The sequence below is a fragment of the Mucilaginibacter sp. genome, from assembly GCF_025359345.1.
GTDB lineage: Bacteria > Bacteroidota > Bacteroidia > Sphingobacteriales > Sphingobacteriaceae > Mucilaginibacter.
The window spans coordinates 102,920-123,052 of record NZ_JANYGQ010000022.1 but is presented as its reverse complement, the minus strand read 5'-3'; the positions used below and the strand labels follow the sequence as shown (position 1 = coordinate 123,052).

The window sequence follows — 20,133 nt, the reverse complement described above, 5'->3', positions numbered from 1 at the left end:
TTAATCTTATCACATCGTGAGAAAATATTGCTGTTTCTTTGTTTTGAGTTTTCTCTACAGCACGGCCATTTTTGCTCAACAATCCTTGTCGCCGGGTGGCGTGAAAGCACCTATCGTTTGGTACAAAACTGACAGTGTTGCGGTTCCGACTTTTCATAGCCTAATCGGCGGCACCGATTCCGTCATTTCATTACCGCAGGCACCTCCAAACATTCTCCTGAATTTTCATCCGTCATTGGTCTTCAACGGCGCAATGACATTGCCGATCCGGTTGCCCGATAGTAGTTTGACCAATGCGACGTTTTTTGTCGCCTACCAGTCGAAAGCGACTAACAGCGAAGGGGTTGTTTGGCATCTAAGCAAGCAAAATAAAACGACCATCGTTTTTACAACCAATCGGTTGGCCGACCTTGAAACATACCAGTATATGAACTACCGGGACTTTTTCCTCGCCAATCCTAAAATCGGCACCTACACACAGCAGAAACTGAAAGATACCGTTTTTCCGGCTAAACAATCCTGGAATATTGGGTTTAAGCCCGAATCGCCACGATTACCGGTATTTTCCTTTAACGGCATTATTCCTGAGATTATCGCCTATGACAGGGTGCTTTCTACCCAGGAGCGGATTAAAGTCGGGTCGTACCTTGCGATAAAATACGGCATTACACTGTCAGACCCGGCGGCGATCTATCTGAATAGCGCCGATGATGTTATTTGGAATGGAATTGCCTATCCCAGCTACTACCACAATATTGCGGGGATTGCCCGTGACGATTCATCACATTTGGTACAGGTTAAGGCAACCAGCAGCAACAATCCCTATATTCTTACGATTGCTGCAGCCAAGCAATTGGTCAACAATACGTCGCTAATGTGGGGCGACAATGACAAGCCCCTTACCAACGCGGACAAGACGCCGGGCGTACCCGTGCTTTTAAAAAAACGATGGTTGCTGTTCACTCATAATAATAACCAGTCATTGCAAACCGACGTCACCTTAGACACCAAAAAACTGGATGTCCCTTTGCCACTCCATCCCGTCTATTGGCTCGTTATTGACCGAAGCGGCAAGGGTGATTTTTCACTGCCGGGTACGGAATTTATCAGAATGGCCAGTATCGATAAAGAGGGGAAAGCTCTTTTTGCCGATATCAAATGGGGTCTCAATACCAATAGCACCGAATTAATGTCTATCACCGCTGGACAAGATTTATTGGCCGATATCAGCATCACCAACCCTCTATGCAAAGATACGGACGGTGGAAGCGTCGCAGTGAAAGTGGTGGGCGGGCTTGCGCCTTTTCAACTGACATTGGCGAAATCTGCGGGGGACGTCGTATTTAACGAAAGCTTTAACAACAATAAGACGGTCCCAATTAAAGGGCTGGCACCAGGTAAATACAAATTAACCCTCACCGATGCGGCAGATTCAACCTACACGGATTCCTTTTATATTAATAGCACGGACGGCCCGCATTTGTTAGCCGTGGCGGAAAATTATACCCTGCCGCAAAGCGGTCCTTTAACCATCCAGGCGGATTCCGGCGTGTCGGCTGGATTGGTGTATGAATGGAACGGCCCGAACGGGTTTCACAGCAATATCGCGAATGTGAAAATTACCATCCCCGGTTTGTACAGCGTGAAATGCAGTAACGGGACATGCAGCTATCAGCAGGATGTCTCGGTTAAATCTTATCCGACAGGCATGTTAACGGATAAAAATGTGACGGTTTACCCGAATCCATCAACCGGGAAATTTGGGGTAAGCATCGCCCTAGATCAACCTGCCCCCGTGAAAATGGCGATCTATACGACGGATGGCAAGATGGTAGGTCAGCCACAAAACGCGTCCGGGATGGCGAACTATTATTTTAGCGGCACTATCCCTTTAACAGGCGCCTATTTCTTGGAATTTACCTCGGGCAAATACGCCACCTCACGAAAACTGATTGTGATTAATTAAAAGGAAGCTGTTGACGATAAACAAAAACTAGATATGGGAAAGCATTTACATTGTTTATTTTATGGGTTGTTCGCAATCTTATTGCCAGCTCGTATCAACAACAATGCACCGGTAAAAATACAGCGCCCAACGAAACAGGTCGCGGTTATCCCTAACCCGGTTTTGAAACGCACCCATCCGGTTTCAGTCTTTAAAAAACGACTGCTAAAATACGGTGCCGATATTCCGCATGGCGAGATCGGTGTCGCCAATAAACTGCATCTCGATAATGCCTATGATAATGTTTTTCATATTTGGTTGTCGCATTTGCCTTTGGCGAATGAAGCAATCAGTCTCCAATATAAATTAAAAGGAGTCGCCAATCACACCGCAATTGCGCGAAGCATTAATGATGCCCAGTCCACCGGCGGGTATTTTGTTCAACTAAATGACCAATGGACGAATCAGAAGGAGTTTGTTTCTGCAACGGCCCTGCACAAGGGCGATAATGTTATCCGGTTTGGTCTGCCCGCGAATGCCGGTTTTAGTTACGAGGTCAACGACGTCGCCCTGGTGATTGGTGATAACCCGGACAAAGAGGCGATCACACTCAATATGCCGGAGTTTGGTTATTTCGGAGCGAAAGCCTACCTAACCGGGATTCTCAATCAGCCCGCCCGACTATTTTGTAACGATCAACCGGTTGAAGTGCGAAACGGAGAATTTGAAGCCATCGCGGTTAATCCTGCGGGTGACACAGGCCCGTTCACTGTCACGCTGAAGGCGGTTCTACAATCCGGCAAAATCGTTACCCGCAACGTGAACTTCAATACGCGTAAAAAGGCCGACCTCTCTTTTGTTCCGGAAAAGAAGGGAATCAGCAAGGAAGCTGTCTATAAAAAGTCAGCCGATTTATACCTCGATCTAAGCACGCGTTACTCGAAAGCGGCGGTGACTATTCCGGCCGGTGCATTGCCGTCAAACGCCCGTGTTTCTATCACGGCGCTTCGTGACGAGGATTTGCCGCCTGTCGGGATCGATATGGTTAATGTAACCGGTGGCGCTAAAGCCTATCGTTTTTTACCGCATGGCAGTAAATTTACCAAACCCGTTCATTTGCAGCTGCCGATTGACAGTGCCCTGTTACCCGACGGTTATACTAAGGCGGATATTCACACTTTTTATTTCGAAGAAATAACACGGACATGGGTGGCGTTGCCACCAGACTCCGCGAAAACAGCCGATAACGTTGTAGGAGCCGTCACCACCCACTTTACCGACATGATAGCCGGTATCATTAAAGTGCCGGAATCGCCACAAACACAGGGTTACACGCCGACATCCATCAAAGATTATAAAGCTGCCGACCCTTCGGCGGAAATTGAAATGATCGCTCCCCCAACTGCCAATGCGATGGGCAGCACGTTATTGTCATTTCCAATAAAACTACCCAAAGGACGTGCGGGCCTGCAACCCAACTTGAATCTTCAGTACAATAATGAGGGTGGCAACGGCATACTGGGTTTAGGCTGGAACTTGACGATACCGGCGATCGATATTGATACACGCTGGGGTGTTCCCCGCTATGATGCCGCACAGGAAACAGAAACCTACACAATGAATGGCGAACAACTTGCGCCGCTGGCAAACCGCACAGACTTCGTACCAAGAGTGGCCGAGCGGCAATTTCATCCGCGTGTGGAAGGAAGTTTTCAAAAGATCATCCGTCATGGAAATAGCCCTGCCAATTATTGGTGGGAAGTGACCAACAAAAACGGTGTTAGAAGTTGCTACGGCGGCACACGGGAAAACGGCCTGGTGGACGGTGCTGTGCTCAAGGATGCCGCCGGCAACGTCGCGAAGTGGGCATTGGTGGAAACACGCGATCTGCACAATAATTATGTCCACTACTTTTATACGACACAATTTCATCCGGGCGTGACGGGTGGCACAGTGCAAGGCTCGCAATTATACATCGATAAAATCAATTACACCGGCAACGGCACGACCGAAGGCCTTTACGGCGTAAAGTTCCATATCGGTAATTCTGTCTTCAAGCGAAACGATATAGAAATAAGTGGGCGGCTGGGGTTTAAAATGGTGACGGCCAACGTGCTTGACCGCATTGATATCAGCCTTAAAGACGCGCCGATCCGTAGCTATACATTCGATTACCGGGAAGGTGAATTCTCAAAAACGCTGCTGAAAGTTGTGAATGTCCTCGACGGTAAAGGTCACCTGTTTTACACGCATCAATTTGATTATTACGATGATGTCGACCAGGGAAACGGTACTAGGGCTTATCTTGGCAACACAGAAAACTGGAGTCCCGCGAACGACAATATTCACGGCGATCTGATTAACCCCGTGCCCGGATTTACCGACGAAAGTTCAGCATTGAGTACTGTAAAATCAAGCGCTGTCGGCGGATCATTAGCGGTCACTATCGGTTTTGGCGAAACAGATGATAAACGTTTATCTGTCGGCGGTGGAGTAGGCTATCAAAGCGGTAGCAATGAGGGCCTCGTAACCATGGTTGATATTAATGGCGATGGATTACCGGATAAGATAATTAAAAAAGATGGAATACTTTATTACAGAGCTAATAAAGGATTAACGGATCATAGCTTCGGCGATTTAAGGCCAATCAATGGTATAAGCAGTTTCAGCGGCGGTGAGTCAAAGACCTCATCTTTCAACGTCCAAGCGATTCCCTTTGATGGATTTGTCGGCTATGAACATAGTACGACAACAAATACTACTCATCAGTATTTCGCAGACTTTAACGGAGACGGATTGATCGACCTTGCCTCAAATGGTCAAGTCTACTTTAACCACCTGGATGCTAATGGCGATCCTGTTTTTGAGTTAACTAGTACTCGAACTCCCAGCCCTATCAGCCCTGTGGGCGGAATCGATAAGCAATTTCTTGCCCCTGACCTTACATTGCAACAGATGCAGGAAACTAATTTTCCGTTGCAAGACGCTATTCGCGTCTGGCAGGCCCCGTTTGACGGCCAGGTTTCCATCAATGCTCCCGTGCAGCTGCTAAATACGCTAAGTTCCGGTGTGGCAGACCGAAAACAAGACGGGGTTCGCGCCAGCATTCAGGTAAGCGGCAATGTCGTGTGGAGTACGGCTATTCCCGCGGGAGACTTCGGTATCAAAAACCCAACCGGAGTCACCAATCTTAATGTCAAAAAAGGACAGCGGATTTATTTCAGAGTGCAATCCGTTTATAATGGCAATGGCGATGTCGTTAGCTGGAATCCGACCATCGATTATCAAAACGCGCTGATTCCGGCGACGGACGCAAACCATCGGATGAGCGCCCATTACAACGCAACCGACGATTTTATTCTGGATAATAAAAAGGGTGTGTTCGTCACGAAGGACGGCACCGTTAAAATTGATGGGAGCTTCTTGAAAAGCAAAACATCCGACTCCGTGCGATTGCTTGTTAAGGATGTGAGCAGCACTGGCACCTCAATAGTGTTCACGCATGTTTATGCGCCAATCCAAACAGCCAACACTGCACCTATACTATCCGGCGTGACCGTTCATAAGGGAGACACGCTAAAATTCTACGTTCAATCGGACAGTTATATCGATAGAGCGGCAGCACGTTGGGCGATACATTATGTTTACACTGCATTTGCTGATGGTTCACCGGCTACAAACACAAGGGGCGGAGCCATCATCGAAGGATTTGCCGCGCCTGACAATATTAATTTCAACGATTGGCATGTTACCGCCGCGCCATTTAGCACGTCAACCGGTGGCAAGGTTGCCATTAAAGCAAAGATCACCGGTGCCGCATCCGCTACGGGTAAAATAGTGTTCACCATCAAAGGGAGGGATACGGTTTATGCAAAGCAGTCGCTGCAAATAAGCGGCGGCGTTATCACCGGTAATCCCGACAGCATTCGCCTGATTTTAAACCCCAACCAGCCTTATTATTTCGATTATTCGGCTACCAACCGCACGATGGCGCTTGCCCTTACGAAATTGCAGGCAGCAGTCACCGTTGATTCCACTTACTTCGTCGGCTCCGTACTCACCCATAAAGCTGTTAACAAAACAGTCAATGCCAGCCTATACACAAATCCGGCAGAACCTTACCTGGGCGCATTCTTTCGTGGCTGGGGCCAATTCAGTTTTAAAGGGAGCAAAGGGGGAACCGCGCCGCTTGATGAATTCAGGTTAAATACAAATCAGTATCAAAACTATCCCACCGATCCTAGCGCTTATACGGACACGACCAGCCTGAACACACTTAAAAATCCGACCGGGGCGGATTTTGTCGTCATGTACCCGGATGCAAAGCGCAACGTGTGGGTAGGCAATGATACGTCCGTGTATGTTGCCCCTGGCCTTGTAAGCAGTTCCCGGTTGTTTTTACATGATGTGTCCGTCGACAGCTTAATGGCTGGCGCTGCTTTGCAGGCAGCGGAGAAAATAAACACCTCGTCTAATAAAAGCTATACGCTCGGCTTCGGGGCAAACGCCAGTTATTCGTCCTCAACCAATACGACGCAATTGGATATGATGGATATGAACGGCGATCATTATCCCGATGTGTTGAACGAAAACAATGTACAATATACCCAACCGAGTGGATCGCTTGAAGGGAATGTACACTCGCCGCATAATATGGGCGGGGCCTCCGGGGAAGGCACGGGATTTGGAATATCGTTAGGCAACGAATTTTTAAGATCATCAGACAGAAACACAACCTCCGAGAACGCTAACGTAGTAGCTGATAATTCCGGGGCATCTTTAGGCTTTCCGACTGGTTCCGCGAACAGCAATAAGCAAGAAACCGACGCGACATGGGTCGACATAAACGGCGATGGTTTACCCGATAAAGTCTATAAAAATGGACTGGTAGCGCTGAATCTAGGGTATCAGTTTGCCAATGCCGAAAATTGGGGCCTTGCCGCCATCGACAAAAATAGCAGTGCTTCCGTTGAAGGTGGAGAAGGGCTTAGCTTATTTGGAGGTTCATTTGTATTCGGATTCGGACTGAACAGATCCGCCGGAACAGGCTCCTATATGCTTTCAGATGTCAACGGCGATGGTCTGATAGATCAAGTCTACACGGACGGCGTACAATTAAATACCGGCAGCGGATTTAACCAGAAAATATCATGGTCAAGCCTATCCGATTTCAACAATAACGTTTCCACAGGGGAATCTATAAACGCTGCATTTACTGTCATCATCCCGATTCCCATTCCTTTTTTTCCTATCAAGATTTGTATTAACCCATCCATCAACGCGTCACACGGCGTTTCACGTGAAAAAGATCAAATCATGGATATTGATGGCGATGGGTTACCGGATATTTTGCATTCGGACAATGACGGCGATTTGCAAGTGAGACGTTCGCTCATCGGGCGCACCAACATGCTTAAAACCGTGCGCCGCCCGATGGGCGGATATTTTACCGTTGATTATAAGCGCACCGGCAACAGCTACCTGATGCCGCAAAATAAATGGGTATTAGATGCTGCCGAAGTATTTGACGGTATCGCCGGGAACGCCAATGGGGTCGACATCATGCGTACGAATTTTGCTTATGCGGATGGTCGATATAATCGCCGCGAACGGGAATTTTATGGCTTTGGCACTGTCACCACAAACCAATTGAATACTGCAAAACAAAACGCAGTTTACCGAAGCACCGTGCAGCAGTTTATCACTACGGCTTACTATGCTAAAGGATTGCTTAAAAGCGAGGTTGTGCAGGATGCAGACGGCAATAAATTTACGGAGACGGACAATCTATATGATCTTCGAACAGTGGTCGATAGCGTTCAATTTCCCGCCCTGGTGCAAACCAGTAAGCTTTTTTATGAGGGACAAGCTACAGCTGGTGTAAGCACGGCCACCAAGTTTGACTATGATAATCTCGGTAACGTAACCAGCATTTATGACCAGGGCGACGGGACGGCAAACGATCTCGTGATGGCGACGGTTACCTATCAGAATAACGATCCCCTCTATATCAAGAATATACCGGCGAGCATTGTTGTTAATACGACCGAAGGCCTAAAACGGAAACGAACCACCGTCATAGACGGCTTTGGCGACATCACCAAGATCAGCCAGTATCTGGCAGACGGCACCAGCGCCGTTTATGACATGAAATACGATGCTTACGGCAACCTGTCGCAAATTACCCGCCCAACCAACGACAGCAATAAGCGTATGTTTTATGCCTATACGTACGATAATTTGGTGAATAGCTATATCACCAAAGTGACGGACGCCTATGGATACAGCAGTACGAGTGCCTATAATTACAGTTTTGGGATAGCAACTAAAACGGTGAGCCTGAACAACGAACCGATGCGTATCGGTATTGATAGCGTAGGCCGCATCACCAGTGTTACCGGGCCCTATGAGTTGGCTTCAGGAGATACGACAATACGATTTGAATATTTTCCGAACGCCGACGTGCCTTATGCCATTACTCATCATTTCGACCCACAATACGGCGCAAAAGACAATGAGGGTTTTCCCAATGACATAAATATCGTAACCTTTATGGATGGCTTGGGAAGGGCAATCCAAGTCAAAAAACAAGTGTCATTATACACCGGAAAAAATAAGCCCGATCAGTTGAAAATGGCTATTTCGGGCAGGGTTCTATATGATGCCTTTGGCCGCGCCGTTACCCATTATTATCCAAATACAGAACCTATATCCGGCAACAACGGAAACTTTAATCCCTCGCCCGGCAACCTGACCAGCAACATCGATTACGATATTTTAGACCGCCCGCTAAAAGAAGTCCTTGCAGATGGTGCCACCACCAAAATGGATTATACGATTGCAAGCGGGTTAATTGTGACGACGACGACCGATGCCTTGCATAACAGCCATGCAACGATGACGGACGTACGCGGACGCAAACGTGAAGACCATGCATTGAGTGGGCCGACCAGTGATATTGTAACCAAATTTGATTACGACGCACTAAGTGAACTGACCAAGGTTACCGACAACGGCGGTAATGCTACCACATATACGTACGACAATCTTGGGCGTAAAATAAGCGCGACCTACCCTGACGCTGGTTTGATTAGTTTCGTCTATGATCTGGCTGGGAATTTAACCCAAAAGACGACTGCCCAACTAAGGAACGACATCCCGAAAGATGGAGGCATCAAATACCAATATGAGTATGAAAGGCTGAGTGGAATTGATTATCCTGAGCAGTATCAAAATAAAGTAACCTATAAATATGGCTCGCCTGCCACCGGAAAATCGCAGCTACAAGATGACCGCGCGGGCAGACTCGTATTGCAGGAAGACGCTACCGGCGGACAGGAATTTTACTACGGAAAATTAGGAGAAGTTACCAAACAAATACGCACGGTCATGGTGAGTTCGGTTTTTTACACCACCTATGTTAGTCAGCAAAAATACGATACCTGGAACCGCCTTACCCAAATGATCTACCCTGATAGCGAGGTAGTGAACTACCATTATAATCGCGGCGGCACTTTAGACCGCATTAGTGGAAGCAAAGAAAAAGCGTCTTACAAATATGTCAATCAGCTGGGTTATGATGAATATGAACAGCGGGTTTACCTGCAATACGGCAATGGCACGGAAACCCATTACGCCTATGACAATCTGCGGCGACGGCTGGTCAACCTGACCGCGACCACGGCCTCCGGCACGTTTATGATGGATAATAGTTACGCTTATGACGCGGTGAGCAATATTCTTTCCATCGCCAATAACGCTAAACCTGCAGCAACTCCGTTGGGTGGCACCGCTATTCAAAATTACAAGTATGATGGACTATACCGGCTTGTGTCTGCCAACGGGAGCTTTCACGGTGCGGATTCAGCAAGCTACACGCTGGCGATGGGCTATGATAATTTATACAACGTCACCAGTAAGAAACTAAGCACACAGCAAAATGCGACTAACCCGTCATCCGGCAATTATTCGCAAGATTATAGCTATACCGGCACGGTACATCAGCCGATAACTATCGGCAGCGGAAAATACACCTACGATCTAAACGGCAATCAAAGTACCATCACCAATCCCACCACCAAAGAAACGCGTGAAAATTTCTGGGATGAGGACAACCGCTTACAGCGTACTATTGATAAGGGATTGCAATGTTTATATACTTACGATGCAAGTGGCGAACGTGTTATCAAAAGCAGCGGTGGAGTGCAGGCCAACTATATCAACAGCGCAATCGCAGGCACCATCAACCATTATGATAATTACACCGTCTATGTAAGCCCTTACCTCGTGTGCAGGCGCACCAGTTTTACCAAGCATATTTATATTGAGAGCCAGCGTATTGCCACCAAAATAGGCAACGGCGTTTTTACGGATATTTCTAACCCGCAAGCCCGGCCGCCTTCTGCGCTCTCCGCTGGCAGTATAAATTACATCGCTCGTGCGAAGACGATAGAAGCAGAACGACTCGCTTATTACAAAACTCAGGGATTACCTTTGACCCCCGGCCCACCTACTAATAAGCTGTTCTATTACGAGCCGGTAAACAGTCATATCGCTCCGCCTGTATTAGTGGACACTGTAAGTGCAACTCCTGCCGGATGGCCGGGAAATATGACGCCTCCACCAACGGGGCCACCTATAACCGCGCAACCGATCCCTACGAACGATTCGGTAAAGGCCGGTTATGGATTTTTGGACACCACACGCACCAAAATTGAGAATAATCAATATTTCTACCATTCCGACCATTTAGGCAGCACGGCCTACGTTACCGATGCACAAGGCAGCGTATCGCAGCATGAAGAATATATTCCGTTCGGCGAGACGTATTACGATAAACATATTAGTTCGTACTCAAGCCCGTACTTATTCAACGCTAAGGAATTGGATGCGGAAACCGGCCTTTACTACTACGGCGCGCGTTATTACAACCCCCAACAAAGCCAATGGATTAGTGCTGATCCAATGGTTGATAAATATCCCGGATTAAGTCCTTACAATTATACGCTCGACAATCCTGTGCGGTTGATTGATCCAAACGGAAAAGAAGATCGAGAAGCAGAGAAAAGCGTTGAACATGTAAATTTTACGGTAAATATTTTAGATGATGGTGTATCCGAACATGAACGGACGTATTTACCAAAAAGTGAGTCTAAACTTCTCAGTGGTGCAATTGGAAACTCCCAAATTAAATATCCAGTAAATGGTGGAGCCGCTTCAGAGCCAATATCTGGAGAAATTGCGAAAGGTTATACTTTATCCAGGTATGGGGGCACAAGTACGGAGTCCGAGTATTTTTCACCCAAAGGAACAACTTTAGAACAAAGGAATTTATTAGAAGGAACAAACACGTCAAAATATGAAGAATTTGAGGTGTTAAAGTCTTTTAATGTAGAACAATCCCAAATCGCTGGTGAAAATGGACAAAAGACCGGAGGGATTCAATTTAGGTCTACCCTTCGTGCTGGACATTTAATTGAGAATGGATATATTAGACCAACTTTGCCGACAGAACCAATTTCACCTGTTGCTCCGATAGAATCAGTTATACCACTCGCCCCCACGGAACCAGTTATGCCAATTATGCCTGAAATATTTTTTCCATAAATGAATGTAAATCAACTTAAGGAGCAGTTAGATAACTTAAAGATATCTTCTGACGAATACTCATTGGATGGCCAATTAAAGCCCATGACAATAGCTTTGACTTTTTCGCAATCAAAATGGCTCTTATTTCATTACGACGAGCGAGGCCATATGCTAAACTGCGAGAAATTTGAAACAGAAAATGAAGCTTGTGAAAATATGCTAAAACGCTTAATTTCAGATAAAAAATTTCGGAAAAAATTTAATCTAAGATAACATAAATCTTTTTGATCGCCGTCTGCGTTTTGAGTAGCAACAGAAATGTTTAAATCTTTATAGCCCGATAAGGGAAGACGTCTGTTCCAAAAATTCTTACTCTCTGCCCTGCCGTTTCTATGAGAAAGGCATTACCTGTTATTGAAGTACTTGCAGGAAATCGTCCCCTAATTGTTTGTCGCTTATAAGAGAGTTTATAACAGGCAAAAATTTTAGTACTCCCGCCTTACCTATTCCTTTGGGTACTACCTTTGTCGTTAGAAAAAAATAAAAATCTCCTACATGGTCACGGTATTGCGCAAAATCATAAGGGACTTTTCCAGGTTTCATTCTGTTATAAAGGTTGTCTAGCTTCATAATTTCATTAAGCAACGCCGAAAAAACCTGTCCATAGTTTAACCCTGTTATTCCTTTTATAAATTTGTCCAAGTCGTATTCGTTCATACTCAAATCTACGTTTAAGATTTGAGTGCTGATTGTAATTACGGATTTTTCCTTAGCTTTATAAAAAGCAACGATTCCACATGAAGTACAAATTGAACGATAATGTTTGCGAGGTAGGCACTGCGAATTACCCAAGATTGAAGGTTACGGCGATATCAGAGAACGGAAAATATTACTGTGTGGGAACGAACCATCGATTGACAGGTAAGAAAAAAAATATCGCCCGTTATTTTAACGAAGAGGAATTGGAGCCGTGGGTTAACCATGCAGGCATAACGATTTTAAGAGATATAAGCACTTTTAGATAAAGTATTATGATAAAATTGAAATTAACCATGGACGCATTTTATGAGCGCTCGTCTGCTTTTAACGAACAATTGAATGCTCTAGACGTTAGCTATGATGATTATGTGAGGACGGAAAGAGCCTGAATGATATTTTAAGGATAGATTCTTTGAATCCTGAAAAGGGCACTGTTATGGGAGATTTATACTATTTCACTCCGGCACGCATACCGGAGAATCTGAGGTCAGATATAGCCGATATTTACATTTCGCTGTTTTGCGAACGATAATCGCCCGCACACCGAGTATACCAACCTCTCAATTGCCACGGTTGACCATTCCCGCAATCCTTCGAATTGCGCAGCACTATAATCATACTTTCTAAGATTGCGATTTCCCAGGCGCTGCGCCGCGCATAAGCCTGTCCTCGACATAAACCCGAGGGGATTTCGCAGCAGATGGCATCACGGTTCACCATATCAGGCCATAAAATCCGGGCGGGAAAGCCGGAATTTACTACGCAGAAAATGGATTGACCATGCTGCGTATTACGATGAACAAATCCGCGTCCGGCGCGAAGAAATATTACTGCGAACAATATTATCAGGAGGGAGCAGCCTTCGATTATTACGGCGAGGGCAATGAGCTGATTGGCCGCTGGGGCGGGAGTGCCGCCAGGCGGCTAGGCCTCACCGGCAGCATCGATAAAAAATCGTTCGCGCGTTTGTGCGACAATATCAATCCGTTCACCGGTCAAACACTGACGGGCCGGAATGATACCGACCGCACGGTCGGCTATGATTTCACGTTTAATGCCAGCAAATCGGTTAGCCTTGCCTATGCGTTTGCGGGTGCCGATGATAAAAAAATCATCCTCGCTGCATTTCAGTCTGCCGTGCGTGATGCGATGACGGAAATCGAAACCGGCATGCAAGCGCGGGTACGTGCGAACGGAAAAGATGAAAACCGCATGAGGGGAAATCTCGCTTATGGTGAGTTTACGCATTTCACGACCCGACCTATTGATGGGGTGCCTGATCCGCATTTGCATAGCCATTGTTTCGTGTTTAATGCGACATTTGACGAGCAGGAAAGCAAATGGAAAGCGGGGCAATTCCGACAGGTCAAGCAGGATGCGTCCTATTACGAGGCAATATTTCACGCGAAACTGGCAGAAAATTTACAGCAAGCCGGGTATCAGGTCGCGCGGACGAAGAATGGGTTTGAGCTGGCCGGGCTGGAAAAACGCACGTTAGAAAAATTCTCCCGGCGCACGCAGGAAATCGAAGAATACGCGCGGGAGCATGATATCACCGATAACAAGCAAAAATCACAGGTCGGCGCGAGAACACGGGAAGCCAAGCGCAAGCCGCTTTCTACAGAGCAGCAAGAAGCCGCCTGGCTTTCCCGGTTAACGCCGGACGAACGCGCCGCCTTACCCCAGCTGAAACAATTACCGATAGCGCGGAATGATACGCAGGCCGCACAGCGGGCGGTGCAATTTTCCCTGCGCCATCATTTGGAACGCAAATCGGTCGCCAGCGATAAAGAGATTCTGGCAACGGCCATCAAATCCGGCATCGGGGAAGCAAGCCAAAAACAGGTACGAGAAGCGTTCCAACAGGAAGAAAATATTCTTTCTGTTACGGAAAAGCTGCGGACGTTCATCACCACGAAAGAGGCGCTGAAAGAAGAAAAGTACTTGATTCAGCATTGCATTGCCGTGCGAAACAAATTCCGCCCCATCCATGAAAACTATGCGCCGCAAAATTCATTGCTTAATCACCAGCAAAAGGCTGCGGTCACCCACGCGCTTTCCTCAACCGATGGGATTATCCTGATTACCGGTAAAGCTGGTACGGGTAAAACAACCCTGATGAAAGAAGTACAGCAGGGCATCATCGAGGGTGGCAAACAGATATTTTCATTCGCGCCATCGAGCGAAGCCAGCCGGGGCGTACAGCGCAGCGAAGGGTTTGACAATGCCGACACCGTCGCGCGGCTGATACAGCAATCTGGCAGGCATGCCTATTTAAAACAGCAGGTGATCTGGATTGACGAAGCGGGCATGTTATCCAACCGGGATATGAACCGCATACTGGAAATCGCTAACGCGCAAAGCGCGCGGGTAATCCTCTCCGGCGATACAAAGCAGCATACCAGCGTCGAGCGCGGGGATGCGTTACGTATTATCCAACAGGAAACCGGCATTAAGCCGGTGACGGTCGATAAGATTCAACGGCAGAAGAATACGGCCTATAAAGAAGCGGTGCAGGATTTATCGGATGGCCGGGTGGAGCAGGGATTTAAAAAGCTCGACCGCATGGGAGCGATTCATGAAATGACAGACAGTGCGCAGCGCGTCGGTGCTATCGCCGACGATTATTGCAGCGCTGCCCACGGCAGCGGCCCGGCTAAGGAAGTGCTGGTGATCGCACCGACCCATGCCGAAGGCGAGGTGGTGACCGGGCGAATCCGGGAGAAACTAAAAGCGCAGGATCTGCTCGGGCAGGAAGATCATAGTTTCACCGTGTTAAAGAACCGCCAGCTTACCGAGGCCGAGAAAGAACGGCCGGAAAGTTACCGTGCGGGTGATGTCGTAGCTTTTCACCAGAATGCAAAAGGTATTAAAGCCGGAAACAAACTGGAAGTCATGTGCACAGACGAAACGGGCGTGTTTGCGGCCGATAGGAACGGCTTGGACTATAGTGTGCCATTAGCGGAAGCCCACAAATTCACAGTCTTTGAGCCGCGTCCGCTGTCAATCGCCGAAGGCGACAGGCTGCGCATCACAGCGAACGGCAAAAGTAACGAAGGCACGCATTTGTTTAATGGTTCGGTTTTTCAGGTGCAGGGGTTCGACGATCATCGTAATATTGCGCTTTCCAACGGCTCGACTATCCCACCCGAGTTCGGGCATTTCAATTTAGGCTACGTCTCTACCTCCCACGCCGCGCAGGGTAAAACCGCAGATAAAGTGATTGTTTCCCAAAGCTCCGCCACGTTTAACGCCTCTTCGACGGAACAGTTTTATGTTTCCGTCTCGCGCGGGCGGGAGGCCGTTTCAATCTATACCGATGACAAAGAACAGCTGCTCGATGCCGTCAGCCAATCAGCAGAACGTAGTTCAGCTACTGAATTGATGGCGAAAAGGCAGGAGCAAGTACAGGAAATTAACAGGCTTTCGCGGTTTAAACCATCGCATGAAAAAACACCGGAACAACAAAACTATTTACACAACACTCTCAACGATTATGGACTTCAGACAACGGTTAGAGCAAGGTAGAGTGCAACTGGTCGGCGGCAATAATCCGCCCGAACCGGACGAGCATGTTACCAGCATCTATTTTGCGACAGAGCGCGGCGGCAGCCCGGCCTGTCTTGATTTGCGCTTGCAGGATGGCGGGCGTAAGGCTGTCCCTTATTCTTACGTCACGGAGATTCAGTTCGATGCAGAGGCAGGCATTGAAATCCTGACACCCCAAAAACACATCACGATCACCGGACGCAATCTTATCGCCCTGTATGAATCCCTGGTTGCCTACCGCGTGCGCTATGTGGTGGCCGATATGGGTAACGACATGCAGGAAGAAGGACTATTTGTTTCGGGAATCGCCATTCAAGAACGGTGACATAAGAAGTGTGTTTGTCAGCGTTAGTTTTTGCCACTCGTCCATTTTTCCGAGTGCAGTTCGTCGATAATCACATTAATGTTTGGGTACTGGATGACGAGTCGCATTAGGGGTTGTGGCACTATTGCTGCTGGTTCTTTTTTTGCGAGTACCTGGTCTTTTTTTCCATTCCGCAATTCCCGCATAATTTCCGCTTCTACTTTACTATCCTGAAAATCGAGCGCCTTTGTTTTCCTTGCCATTTCCTTCCGCTGCGCATGAACGAACACAGCAATGGCCGATAGGATGAGCCAGAAGCAGGGGACGCCGAAACTCCATATTCCTAAAGCCATTATCAGCGCGGGCTCAACAATGATGTCGGTGAATGCAATCGGGTCAGTGATGAAATTTGCTGTTGGTTTTCCTTTGCGCTGCTTTCTCGGAATGAGCCACCAGAAAATGACCAGCATCGGCGTAACGACCATGTTTAAAGCCCATGTCAGGATATTCCCCACCCATCGAAAACGCGATGTTCCATCATCGAACGAATGTCCAGGAATTCCAACCTGACTACGCCAGCTGGACTTGAAAAGATGGTATGCGCCCATATAAACGTAAAGGCTAAGAATCGTTGCAAATACATTATTAGTTGGCAGTGTTAGCAAATCACCTTCTTTCGTCGGATTGATGTATTTTTGAAATTGATAGAAATATTGTTCTAACGCCCAAACAGCGTCGGACAAAAGCCAGAATCCGATAATGTTAACGAGGCCTGCAACGTAACTTACCCCGTTGAACCAGCGACTGCCGAAATCCCGCCGAAAAAGCACTTCAAACGGAATTGTCAGCCAGCCTAAAAATAGCAGAATGGTTCCCATGGTGCGCGACGAACGTGCCCATTTGTTTATCCCGGTAACCTTGCGGGATTTACTGACAATATCCTCGTTTGAAAGCGGTTGGGGAATGATCTTCATGGCACGTATTGTTTAAATTGTGCGAATAAATGCGTCCGCTCGTTGTTCCATATACGCCCGTTCTGAAAAACAATCGCTTCGACGATCTTATCATTCACTGCGCCGCCTTTGCGTAGCTTGGTGAACATTTGCGGCGGAACGTCGTAGTCGAAGCTTTCATTTTTACTGCTGCTGACATTGTACGAATCGCCGCTATAGGTTTCACCGGACGTTTCGTGATGCTGCCAGCTTCTGCCGATGGTTTCGGCGGCAGTTTCATTGGTCATGGGGTCGCTGTTGGCATGCCATATCTTGGTTTGCAGGTTCCCTATCAGTGAATCGACCCGGTATTTACTTTGCAGGCCGCCCATCACCGCGTAATAATTGGGTAAGTTCTGCGTGAGATAGACGGTGCAGGCGCGCGTGCTGCGGGCGGTCGCCTGAAACTGCATATCATATTCGGTCACGAAATTCTGCGCTTCATCGACCCATAGAAACACAGGAATGGTTTTATCGGTCGCCGCCCGGCGTTCGACGGCCTGTTGCCAGAGATATTTATACACCACCTGTGCCGCCCTGCCCGCCTCGCCGAATTCTTTGACTGGCAGGTTCACAATCACGATCACGCCCCGGTGCGTCAGTTCGGGATAGGCGATTTTGCGCTTGTCGTCCGGCATTTCGGAGAACAGTCTGCGGAAAGGTCGGCGTAGGAAAATATCCATCATCGTGGTGAGCGTCGAAACGATGCTGCTGCGGGTCTTGTCGGCCAGGTTGGGGAATTCCTCTAACCAGAATGCCCCTGTCGCGTTGAAATCATGCTGCGTCCATTGGTCGAGTTCTTTTATGTGACCCTCTAATAATAGCTTCCAGCACAGGCTCTTCTTTTTCCACTCATTGTTATCGACCTGGGCGATACTGTTCGGCGCTGATAAAATTACCTCATGGATAAGCGGCACGGACACCGTGCCACGTGCAATCATACAAAGGTCAATAGTGTTACGCAGCAATTGCTGCATGGCGCGGTCCCAATAGGGATCACTACCCTCGCCTTTACTGCCCTGATCGAGGGTTTCATAAATCGTGGTGAACAGGCGGACAAGGTTTTCCGTATATCCGGCGCCCTCGCCTTCACGCTCAATTTCATATTGCAGAAATGGAAAGACAAAATCGCCGGAGGCGTCAAAGATGAGAACCTGTTCGGCGCGGCCGGTTTCCCGCGTATAGCGTTTCCAATCTTCCAGCACGTCTTTTTTAGCACACAGGACAAGGCCGCCAAAGCCTGCCGTTAGAAACGAACGCGCCAGCGCTTCGCCGCTGCCGCTGGTCTTGCCGGAGCCGATACCGCCAAAAATCTGTATGCCTTCGCAGGCATCGGCGATGGTAAACGGTTCGTCGTTGTTGAAAGAATAAATCGTTCGGTCGAGCGGAAAATCAAACGCGGGCATAAGGAAAAGGATTTACGTCGAAGATAACTCATTCGCTGAAAAATCCAAATAGGAGGCGCAAAAAAATTACCGGCCCACAGCCCGTTCCTGCTGGTCGTATTGTTGACCGTCTTGCGCTGGACGCGCCAAAGCGCGGTCAACGGCGTTTTCGTTGAGGTAATTATTGCCGCCGCTTTGTTGCACGCTTTCAATGTCGGAATGCATGTCCGGGTGAAGTTCAATGACGTTGGAATTGCTTATGCCGTGCGTGGGCGGTGTATTGAGCGGCGGTGAAATTTCGTCAACGCTCTTCATGGTTTCGACCGGTATCGCGCGTTTGGCCTCTTCAATGATCTGCTCGTTACGCGAAACAATAGCGGTAATGTCACTTGTCGGAGAATAGCCTTTCTGCAATTCTGCCGTTTGAATCGTTCGCCGCGCGTCCTCAATGGTCTGAATAGCATAGGCACGCTCGTCGGCATTCATCCTGTTTAAAGCTTCATCAACTGCGTTTCCCATTGCTTTAGGTTTATTTTGCCTAAAGTTATGATTTTTAAATAAAAAAGAAAGATGCAAGACCGTCATAAAAACTTCACTTATTATCGGTCGGCGGTGTGATATGATGCCGTAATGGAAAACGACAAACCAGCAGCACAAATTCTCGCGATGCCATACCAGATGATTCCCTGGGATCAACTTGGCGATTGCGATATTGATGTATTAAGTGCGCAGTTGAGAATATGTGGGGTAGAGCAAATCCGTTTGGTCCAGGCAGGCCGTCTGCAACCGGACGAAAGCCTCATGCGAAATCTGAACCAGATAAACGGATTACTCGCCGAATTCGGCAAACCAACGATGGTACTGGATTTTATTTAAAAGCAGCAGTCAATTTGAGATCAGAATTGCGGTGGCTTGGGTCTGCGTTTTCTTTTGCTACTCTTCTTTGCCGCGGAAGCAAAGAAAAGTAGGCGGCGGGATGAATGAACTATAAATGTAGTTCATGGCATATCGAACGTTTCATAGGTGAAATCCTCCAAATAATCGATAATCGAGGCGCGGTCATACAACACCGTTCTTTTGCCCGGCTGCGATGCGCGGATTTTTCCTTCGTCCCGTAGCTTTTGAAGGGTGCTGTGGCTGCTGATGCGTAAAAGATGCATTGCGTCTGCACTGGAAATCCACTTATCGTGCAGGATATTCTTTTGCTCTTTCAAACGTCCACAGACTGTTTCCATCAGCGTAAAAAAGGCCGTTTCTTCGAGGCAAATCAGTTTGTCATCCATTTGTAATAAATGTTCAGTGAGGCAAATATAACGAATGAAACGGTAAAATTTCGAGGGTTGTCATCGAGAAAGCGCGTGGAAACGGGAGGTTTTGTCAGGGAATTTTCCTATCTTTAGATAGTAAATCGCTGCATGGGGCGGCGGTAGGCTGGTCGCCCTTCGGGACAAAGCGCGAGTTTAAACATTGTTTTATCAAAAAAAGAAAGGTAGCTATATTTGACTGTAACTGCCTGATTATGAGGTAGACGAAACGGGACAAATCTCGAACTTTTTGGAGGATTTGCAGGCAGTTCAAAGCTGCAAATTATAACGGTTCGCTCCATGCCGC

Annotated in this window: 11 protein-coding genes; 6 read left to right on the top strand and 5 right to left on the bottom strand. The window is 47.7% G+C overall.

Annotated elements, in window-relative coordinates:
- The first annotated feature begins 16 nt into the window (after window positions 1-16).
- Window positions 17-1,966 (top strand): T9SS type A sorting domain-containing protein, encoded by a 1,950-nt coding sequence (locus tag Q0R52_RS13650; protein ID WP_295795221.1) that lies wholly within the window; start codon window positions 17-19, stop codon window positions 1,964-1,966.
- A gap of 33 nt (window positions 1,967-1,999) precedes the next feature.
- On the top strand, window positions 2,000-11,551 hold the full coding sequence (locus tag Q0R52_RS13645; protein WP_295795219.1) for a SpvB/TcaC N-terminal domain-containing protein: 9,552 nt from the start codon (window positions 2,000-2,002) through the stop codon (window positions 11,549-11,551).
- A 393-nt stretch (window positions 11,552-11,944) separates the two neighbouring features.
- Here Q0R52_RS13645 and Q0R52_RS13640 read toward each other — a convergent pair whose 3' ends face one another.
- The gene (locus Q0R52_RS13640) at window positions 11,945-12,250 is read right to left on the bottom strand and encodes a hypothetical protein (RefSeq protein WP_295795217.1); all 306 of its coding nucleotides are present in this window, start codon (window positions 12,248-12,250) and stop codon (window positions 11,945-11,947) included.
- Window positions 12,251-12,330: 80 nt separating this feature from the next.
- On the opposite strand from Q0R52_RS13640, the gene Q0R52_RS13635 reads away from it, so the two are divergent.
- The 3 genes from Q0R52_RS13635 to Q0R52_RS13625 all read left to right on the top strand — a co-directional run bounded on the left by Q0R52_RS13635 (window position 12,331) and on the right by Q0R52_RS13625 (window position 16,166).
- Complete coding sequence (locus Q0R52_RS13635; protein WP_295795216.1) at window positions 12,331-12,558, top strand: hypothetical protein; 228 nt, start codon at window positions 12,331-12,333, stop codon at window positions 12,556-12,558.
- Window positions 12,559-13,072: 514 nt separating this feature from the next.
- On the top strand, window positions 13,073-15,820 hold the full coding sequence (mobF, locus tag Q0R52_RS13630; RefSeq protein WP_295795215.1) for a MobF family relaxase: 2,748 nt from the start codon (window positions 13,073-13,075) through the stop codon (window positions 15,818-15,820).
- Window positions 15,789-16,166 (top strand): hypothetical protein, encoded by a 378-nt coding sequence (locus Q0R52_RS13625; RefSeq protein ID WP_295795214.1) that lies wholly within the window; start codon window positions 15,789-15,791, stop codon window positions 16,164-16,166. The genes mobF and Q0R52_RS13625 overlap by 32 nt, the downstream gene beginning before the upstream one ends.
- 23 nt (window positions 16,167-16,189) lie before the next feature.
- On the opposite strand, the gene Q0R52_RS13620 is transcribed toward Q0R52_RS13625, so the two are convergent.
- The 3 genes from Q0R52_RS13620 to Q0R52_RS13610 form a co-directional block, all read right to left on the bottom strand.
- Window positions 16,190-17,119, bottom strand: a complete 930-nt coding sequence (locus tag Q0R52_RS13620; RefSeq protein WP_295795213.1) for a hypothetical protein — start codon at window positions 17,117-17,119, stop codon at window positions 16,190-16,192.
- The gene (locus Q0R52_RS13615; protein WP_295795212.1) at window positions 17,116-18,543 is read right to left on the bottom strand and encodes a TraM recognition domain-containing protein; all 1,428 of its coding nucleotides are present in this window, start codon (window positions 18,541-18,543) and stop codon (window positions 17,116-17,118) included. Before Q0R52_RS13615 ends, Q0R52_RS13620 begins: the two co-directional genes overlap by 4 nt.
- Before the next feature lie 66 nt (window positions 18,544-18,609).
- Window positions 18,610-19,107, bottom strand: coding sequence for a hypothetical protein (locus Q0R52_RS13610; protein WP_295795211.1), 498 nt, complete (start codon window positions 19,105-19,107; stop codon window positions 18,610-18,612).
- A 45-nt stretch (window positions 19,108-19,152) separates the two neighbouring features.
- Between Q0R52_RS13610 and Q0R52_RS13605 the strand changes: the two genes are divergently transcribed.
- Window positions 19,153-19,398: a hypothetical protein gene (locus tag Q0R52_RS13605; RefSeq protein ID WP_295795210.1), complete on the top strand. Its 246-nt coding sequence runs from the start codon at window positions 19,153-19,155 to the stop codon at window positions 19,396-19,398.
- Window positions 19,399-19,520: 122 nt separating this feature from the next.
- Here the strand turns inward: Q0R52_RS13605 and Q0R52_RS13600 are convergent, their stop codons facing one another.
- Window positions 19,521-19,805 carry a helix-turn-helix domain-containing protein gene (locus Q0R52_RS13600; protein WP_295795209.1) on the bottom strand — a complete coding sequence of 95 codons (285 nt, stop codon included), beginning with the start codon at window positions 19,803-19,805 and terminating at the stop codon, window positions 19,521-19,523.
- Window positions 19,806-20,133 lie beyond the last annotated feature (328 nt).

Excerpts from the sequence above, each read along its gene's own strand:
- Q0R52_RS13645 (WP_295795219.1), top strand. The coding sequence starts at position 2,000 with ATGGGAAAGCATTTACATTGTTTATTTTATGGGTTGTTCGCAATCTTA.
- Q0R52_RS13640 (WP_295795217.1), bottom strand. The coding sequence starts at position 12,250 with ATGAACGAATACGACTTGGACAAATTTATAAAAGGAATAACAGGGTTA.
- Q0R52_RS13635 (WP_295795216.1), top strand. The coding sequence starts at position 12,331 with ATGAAGTACAAATTGAACGATAATGTTTGCGAGGTAGGCACTGCGAAT.
- mobF (WP_295795215.1), top strand. The coding sequence starts at position 13,073 with ATGCTGCGTATTACGATGAACAAATCCGCGTCCGGCGCGAAGAAATAT.
- Q0R52_RS13625 (WP_295795214.1), top strand. The coding sequence starts at position 15,789 with ATGGACTTCAGACAACGGTTAGAGCAAGGTAGAGTGCAACTGGTCGGC.
- Q0R52_RS13620 (WP_295795213.1), bottom strand. The coding sequence starts at position 17,119 with ATGAAGATCATTCCCCAACCGCTTTCAAACGAGGATATTGTCAGTAAA.
- Q0R52_RS13615 (WP_295795212.1), bottom strand. The coding sequence starts at position 18,543 with ATGCCCGCGTTTGATTTTCCGCTCGACCGAACGATTTATTCTTTCAAC.
- Q0R52_RS13610 (WP_295795211.1), bottom strand. The coding sequence starts at position 19,107 with ATGACGGTCTTGCATCTTTCTTTTTTATTTAAAAATCATAACTTTAGG.
- Q0R52_RS13605 (WP_295795210.1), top strand. The coding sequence starts at position 19,153 with ATGGAAAACGACAAACCAGCAGCACAAATTCTCGCGATGCCATACCAG.
- Q0R52_RS13600 (WP_295795209.1), bottom strand. The coding sequence starts at position 19,805 with ATGGATGACAAACTGATTTGCCTCGAAGAAACGGCCTTTTTTACGCTG.